Here is a 6,674-nt window from a genome sequence, read left to right as displayed (position 1 = left end):
GGCGGCCAGCTGCTGATCGGCGCCTCGCAGCGGCTGGAATGGCTCTCCACCCAGATCGTCAGCACGGCCGAGGCGGTCACCGACCTGCCGGGGCTGCTCGGCTGGTTCTCCTCCCTGGCGCGCGACCCGGTGACCCAGGCGCGGGTGGCCGATGCCTCCTGGAAGCTGGCGCTGCTGCTCGGCCTCGGCGTGCTGGCGGAGTGGCTGGCGCACCGTGCCCTGCACCGCCCGCGCGAGCGGCTGGACGCGCTGGCGCCCGAGGCCGGCAATGCCTGGACCTGGCTGCGCCGGGTGCCGCTGGTGCTGGCGCGGCTGCTGCTGGACCTGCTGCCGATCGCCGCCTTCGCCGTCATCTCCTACGGGCTGATCGGCGCGGTGCAGCCGCTGCCCACCACCCAGCTCGTGCTGCTGACGGCCAACAACGCCTACATCGTCGCCCGGCTGATCATGGCGCTGAGCCGGATGCTGTTCTCCCCCGCCTCCGCCCATCTGCGGCTGCTGCCCTGCGCCGACCTCACGGCCGCCTATGTCACGGTCTGGCTGCGGCGCATCGTGGTGGTGATGATCACCGGCGGCGCGGTGGCGGAGGCGGGGCTGCTGTTCGGCCTGCCCTGGGGCGCCTACGACGCCATCCTGCGCCTGGTGCTGCTGATCGCCTCGGTGTTCCTCGGCATCATCGTGCTGCAGAACCGGGTGGCGGTGGCGCAGAAGCTGCGCGCGCCCCCGCTGAAGCCGGGCGACGTGCCGAACCGCTCCCGCGCCGCGTTGCGCCGCTTCCGCGACTGGCTGGCCGAGGTGTGGCACGTGCTCGCCATCCTCTACCTGCTGGCGCTCTGGGGCGTCTGGGCGCTCGAGATCCGCGACGGCTTCACCCGCCTGCTGCGCGCCAGCCTGCTCACCGTGCTGGTGCTCTCGCTCGCCAAGGGGCTCGACGTGCTGCTGCGCCGGGCGCTGGCGGGCAGCTTCCGCATCGCCCCCGACCTCGCCGGCCGCTACCCGGCGCTGGAGGCGCGCGCCAACCGCTACGTGCCGCTGCTGAAGGGCGGCATCTCCGGCTTCCTGACGGTGCTGACGGTGCTCACCCTGCTGGAGGTGTGGGGCATCGATTCCTTCGCCTGGTTCGCGCCGGGCGAGCTGGGCAGCCGGGTGCTGCGCTCGGCCCTCTCGGTCGGCTTCACCGCGGTGGTGGCGGTGGTGGTGTGGGAGGCGGTGAACGCCGCCATCCAGCGCCACCTCGACCGCCTCTCGCGCGATGCCGAGGCCGCCCGCAGCGCCCGCGTCCGCACCCTGGTGCCGATGCTGCGCACCACGCTGTTCGTCGTCATCCTGCTGTTCGTGGCCTTCAACCTGCTCACCGAGCTGGGCGTCAACGTGGCGCCGCTGCTGGCCGGCGCCGGCGTCATCGGCCTGGCGCTGGGCTTCGGCTCGCAGAAGCTGGTGCAGGACGTCATCACCGGCGTCTTCCTGCTGTTCGAGGACGCCATGGCGGTGGGCGACGTGGTCAATCTCGGCGGCAAGGGCGGCGTGGTGGAGAAGCTCTCCATCCGCTCCATCACGCTGCGCGACCTCGATGGCAGCGTGCACATCATCCCGTTCAGCACCGTCACCGCCGTCACCAACATGACGCGGGACTTCTCCTTCGCCCTGCTCGACGTGCAGGTGGCCTACCGCGAGAGCACCGACAAGGTGGTGGAGCTGCTCCAGGCGCTCTGCCAGGAGATGCGCGCGGAGGCCAAGTGGGGCCTCGTCATCCGCGACGAGATGGAGGTGCTGGGCGTGGACCGGCTGCCGCCGGACGGGCCGGTGATCCGCGTGCGGATCAAGACCGAGCCGATCCAGCGCTGGAACGTGATGCGCGAGATGAACCGCCGCATCAAGCAGCGCTTCGACGAGCTGGGCATCGAGATCCCGGCGCAGCGGCAGAAGCTGATGTTCGAGGGCACGCCCCCGCCGGGCTTCCCGCCGGTGGCGGCGCCGCAGCCGTGAGGAAGGCGGGCGCGGGAGGCGCAGGAACGGGCTTGCCTCGCGGCGCGGGGCGGGCTTATCGTGCGGCCATGCGCCGTATTCGGAACATCGGGATCGTCATTAGCGGCCCGGCCGCCTGAGCGCCCTGCGGGGGGCAGCGGCCGGGATCAACCCCGCGCGACATCCCCACCGAATGATCCGGAAGCTTCTCCCCATGTCCGACCATCCCTGCGCCCTCACGGCCGCCCGCTTCACCGTCCTCGCCGAAGCCTATCCCGGCCTGCTCTCCCGCGTGCTGGAGCCCTTCGCCAAGCGTGACCTGACGCCCGACCGCGTCCGCTCGCAGCGCGAGGGCGAGCTGCTGCGCACCGAGATCGCGCTCGACGCCATGCCGGTGGAGATGCTGCACCTGGTGGCCGGCAATCTGGGCCAGATCGTCGGCGTGCTGCGGGTGGAGGCCATGGAGGGCCGCCACATCCGCCTGGCGGCGTGAGCCGGGCCGCCTGAACGCAGAGGGGCGCCGCCCGGCCTGCCCGCCGGGCGGCGCCCCGCGCCTCGGCCGCCCCCTTCAGGCAGCGGCGAAGAGCTGGGCCGGCATGGGCTGGGTGTTGTCCACCACCGCCTTCACGCCGGGCACCTGCGCGGCCAGCACCTTGAGCCCGCGCAGCACGGCCGCGCTGTTGCTGAAGCCGTGCAGCTCCACCACCCCGTCCTTCACGTCGACCAGGGTGAAGAAGGTGTCCGCCCAGGGCTCGCGCCGCATCGCCGCCAGCACGGCGCGGCGCAGCCGCTCGTCGGAATACTCGCCCGTCTCGGCCGGCGGCTCGACCAGCGCGCGCAGCAGGTCGGCGCGGCTGACGAGGCCGAGCAGCCGCTTCTCATGCGTCACCAGCACGCGGCGGATGCCCTTCTCCTCCATCATCGCCGCGATCTCGGAGACCGGCGTGGTGGGGGCGACGGTGACGACGTCGCGCGTCATCACGTCGGCGGCGGTGGCGCCGTGGCTGGCGGCGTAGCGGTCGGCCAGCCGGTCCATGTCGGTGAAGAGCTGGCGCAGCAGGCCCATCGGCTTGCCGTCGCCGCCCGTCAGGCGGCGGATCAGGTCCGCCTCGGTGACGATGCCGAGCAGCTTGCCATCGGCGCCCAGCACCGGCACGGCGGAGATGCCGCGCTCGGAGAGCAGGCGGGCGATGGCCAGCACCGGCGTCTCCGGCGGCACCGTCACCACATTCTCGGTCATCAGGTCCTTGGCGTTCAGCACGGTCATGGCGGCTGCTCCTATCCTATGCGCCCATCATGCGCCCCGCCGGCCCGGCACGCCTTGATGCGCATCAATCGCGGCGCGGCCTTGGCATCCACCCTGGCGGATGCCCTGGATGAAGCTTCCACCGGGCCGCGCGGGCAGGATAGGGTGCGGATACAGAACAAAATCAGGGAGGATTCCAATGCCGAGGCTCGCACGCCGCAGCATCCTGGCCGGGCTGGCCGCCACCGGCGGCATGGCCGCCTTCGGGCGCGCCCGGGCGCAGGGCAGCCAGCAGCTCTCCATCGCCACCGGCACCACGGGCGGCGTCTACTACCCGCTGGGGGGCGGGCTGGCCAACCTGCTCTCGCGCTCCATCCCCGGCCTCTCCGCCACGGTGGAGGTGACGGGCGGCTCGGTGGCCAACCTGCAATTGCTGGGCGCGGGCCGCGCCGACCTCGTCTTCACCCAGGTGGATGCCGCGGTGGACGCGGTGCGCGGCAATGAGCGCTTCAAGGGCCGGCCCGTGGCGGCGCGCGCCATCGCGGTGCTCTACACCAACCGCATGCAGGTGGTGACCACGGCGGCCAGCGGCATCACCAGCCTGGAGGGGATGAAGGGCAAGCGCATCTCCACCGGCGCCCCCGGCTCGGCCACCGAGGTGATGGCCTTCCGCCTGCTGGAGGCCGCCGGGCTGGACCGCGACAAGGATTTCCGCGCCCGCGAGCGCCTCTCGCCCGCCGAGAGCACCAACGCGGTGAAGGACGGCAAGCTCGACGCCTATTTCTTCGTCTCCGGCGTGCCGACCAGCGCCATCACCGACCTTGGCGCCTCGCCCGGCGTGCAGCTCGTGCTGATCGACCACGACCAGTACGTGCCGCGCATCGTCGAGAAGCACGGGCCGGTCTATTTCCCCGAGGTGATTCCGGCCGGCACCTATCCGGGGCAGGCCACGGACAACCGGCAGATGTCGGTGGCCAACATCCTGGCGGTGCGCGAGGACATGCCGGAGGCGCAGGTCGCCGCCCTGCTCAAGGCCGCCTGGGAAGGGCGCGAGGAGCTGGGCCGGGTGCACGCCGAGGGCCGCAACTTCGCGCTCGCCGCGCAGAAGAGCGCCGCCGCCGGCATCCCCTGGCACAAGGCGGCCGAGGCCTTCTGGACGGCGCAGGGCGCGAAGCTGGCATGAGGCCCCGCCTCCCTCCCGCGCCGGGCGGAGGCCGCGGCTGAATGCAGCCCCCGCGCAACCCGCCGCTCCACAACCTGCCGCCGGAGATCGACCCCGCGTCGCTCGACCAGGGCACCGCCGCCCGGGTGGAGCGGCTGATCGAGGAGGAGGAGGGCGTGCAGAACCGCTTCGGCGGGCTGCTCGGCCACGCGGCCACCCTCCTCGCCGTGGCGATGAGCCTGTTCCACCTCTGGGCGGCCTGGGACATCGTGCCCACCACCACGCTGCGCTTCGTGCATGTGGGCTTCGCGCTGGCCATCGGCTTCTTCCTGTTCCCCGTCTCCCGCCGCTTCCGTGACCGGCTGATGCTGTGGGACCTGGCGCTGATCGGCGCCGGGCTGTTCTGCACCTGGTACCTGATCGCCGGCGGCGACGACCTGCTGGACCGCTACGTCTTCCCCGAGCCGATGGACCTGGTGGTGGGCTGGCTGCTGGTGGCGCTGGTGCTGGAGGCCACGCGCCGCACCACGGGCTGGATCATGCCCGCCGTGGCCATCGCCTTCATGCTCTATGCCTTCTGGGGCAACCACCTGCCCGCGCCCTGGACCCACCGGGGCTACGACACCACCCGCCTGATCCCGCACCTGACCATCACGCTGGACGGCATCTTCGGCACGGCGGTGGATGTCTCGGCCACGCTGATCATCCTGTTCACCATCTACGGCGCCATCCTGCAGGGCAGCGGGGCGGGCAAGTTCTTCGTCGATTTCAGCTTCGCGCTCACGGGGGGCAAGCCGACCAGCGCCGGGCGCACGGTGGTGCTCTCCTCCTTCCTGCTGGGCGGCCCCTCGGGCTCGGGCGTCGCCACCACCGTGACGCTCGGCACCGTGGCCTGGCCGATGATGAAGCGCGTCGGCTACCGCCCCGACGATGCCGGCGGGCTGCTGGCGGCGGGCGGGCTCGGGGCCATCATCTCGCCCCCCGTGCTGGGCGCGGCGGCCTTCCTGATCGCGGAATACCTCAAGCTCGGCTATCTCGACGTGCTGCGCATGGCGGCGATCCCGACCGTGCTCTACTACGCCTCCCTCCTTTTCATGGTGGAGCTGGACCAGCGCCGCCTCGGCGCCGTGCCGCCGCTGGAGGCCATGGCGGTGACGCCGGCCGGGGAGCTGGCGCGGCGCTACGGCTTCCACTTCTCGTCCCTCGTCGCCATCGTGGTGTTCATGGCGCTGGGCTACAGCGCGACGCTAGCCGTGCTCTACGCCATGGGGGTGGCGGTGGTGCTCTCCTTCCTGCGGGCGGAGACGGCGATGGTGCCGCGCCGGCTGGTCACGGCGCTGGCCTCGGGCGCCATCCAGGCGGTGGGCATCGCCGCCACCTGCGCCTGCGCCGGCATCATCGTGGGCTGCATCACCCTCACCGGGCTGGGGCTGAAATTCTCCGAGATCGCCATCCAGGCGGCGGGCGGCTCCCTGGTGGTAACGGCGCTCTACACGGCGCTGATCGTCTGGATCGTCGGCCTCGCGGTGCCGGTGACGGCCAGCTACATCATCTCGGCCGTGGTGGCGGCGCCGGCGCTGATGAAGCTCGGCGTGCCGGACTACGCGGCGCACATGTTCGTCTTCTACTACGCCGTGCTGTCCGAGGTCTCGCCGCCCACCGCGCTCTCGCCCTTCGCCGCCGCCGCCATCACCGGCGCCGGCCCCTACCGCACCACCCTGCAGGCCTGGAAATACACCCTGCCCGCCTTCGTGCTGCCCTTCGTCTTCGTTACCGACCCGGAGGGGGTGGGGCTGCTGCTCTCCCTCACCCCGCAGATGACATGGGCGGACGTGGCCTGGCAGGTGGTGCTGGCGGCGCTCGGCCTCGCCGCGCTGGCGGCCGGCTGCCAGGGCCAGGCGCGCCGGCCGCTCGGCCTGCCGGAGCGGCTGGGCTTCGTCGCCGCCGGCCTGCTGCTGGTGTTCCCGGCGCTGCTGGACGGGCTGCTGCCCGCGCCACACTGGCTGGGCCTCGGCCTCGCCGGCGCGCTGCTGCTGCCGCAGTTCCGCGTGCCCGCCCGCCCCGTGCTGTAGCCGGGCGCCGAAGGGGCCCGGGGAATTCCTCTCCCCGGGTCCCGCTTTTCCTGGCGGCCTGGCGCCTTAACCATTATCACGTTCCCGTGATTGTTGAGGCGATCGGCATGCGCGCCCTGCTCGGCCTTCTCCTGCTGCTGCCCGGCTGTGCCCTGCCCGGCTTCGTCGGCGACGCCCTGGGGCTGGGTCGCGAGCCCCTGCCGCCCCTGGCGGAGGCGGACACCACCCT

At 72.3% G+C, this 6,674-nt stretch carries 5 protein-coding genes; 4 read left to right on the top strand and 1 reads right to left on the bottom strand.

The annotated features are described in order from the left end of the window. Positions 1 to 1,986, top strand: a 1,986-nt coding sequence (locus ACZJYS_RS21520; RefSeq protein ID WP_493180264.1) for a mechanosensitive ion channel domain-containing protein, incomplete at its 5' end; no start/stop codon positions are given. Positions 1,987 to 2,179: 193 nt separating this feature from the next. After that, positions 2,180 to 2,458 carry an ACT-like domain-containing protein gene (locus ACZJYS_RS21515; protein ID WP_109518454.1) on the top strand — a complete coding sequence of 93 codons (279 nt, stop codon included), beginning with the start codon at positions 2,180 to 2,182 and terminating at the stop codon, positions 2,456 to 2,458. Between the two features lie 75 nt (positions 2,459 to 2,533). Here the strand turns inward: ACZJYS_RS21515 and ACZJYS_RS21510 are convergent, their stop codons facing one another. Next, positions 2,534 to 3,232 (bottom strand): CBS domain-containing protein, encoded by a 699-nt coding sequence (locus ACZJYS_RS21510; protein ID WP_245906580.1) that lies wholly within the window; start codon positions 3,230 to 3,232, stop codon positions 2,534 to 2,536. Between the two features lie 178 nt (positions 3,233 to 3,410). Here ACZJYS_RS21510 and ACZJYS_RS21505 point away from each other — a divergent pair, with 178 nt between their 5' ends. Beyond that, positions 3,411 to 4,394, top strand: a complete 984-nt coding sequence (locus ACZJYS_RS21505) for a TAXI family TRAP transporter solute-binding subunit (protein WP_109518455.1) — start codon at positions 3,411 to 3,413, stop codon at positions 4,392 to 4,394. Positions 4,395 to 4,435: 41 nt separating this feature from the next. Continuing rightward, complete coding sequence (locus ACZJYS_RS21500) at positions 4,436 to 6,445, top strand: TRAP transporter permease (RefSeq protein ID WP_493180263.1); 2,010 nt, start codon at positions 4,436 to 4,438, stop codon at positions 6,443 to 6,445. Positions 6,446 to 6,674 lie beyond the last annotated feature (229 nt).

The sequence above is a fragment of the Roseomonas sp. TS2 genome (assembly GCF_058833935.1).
This window is presented reverse-complemented; position numbering and strand designations above follow the sequence as displayed.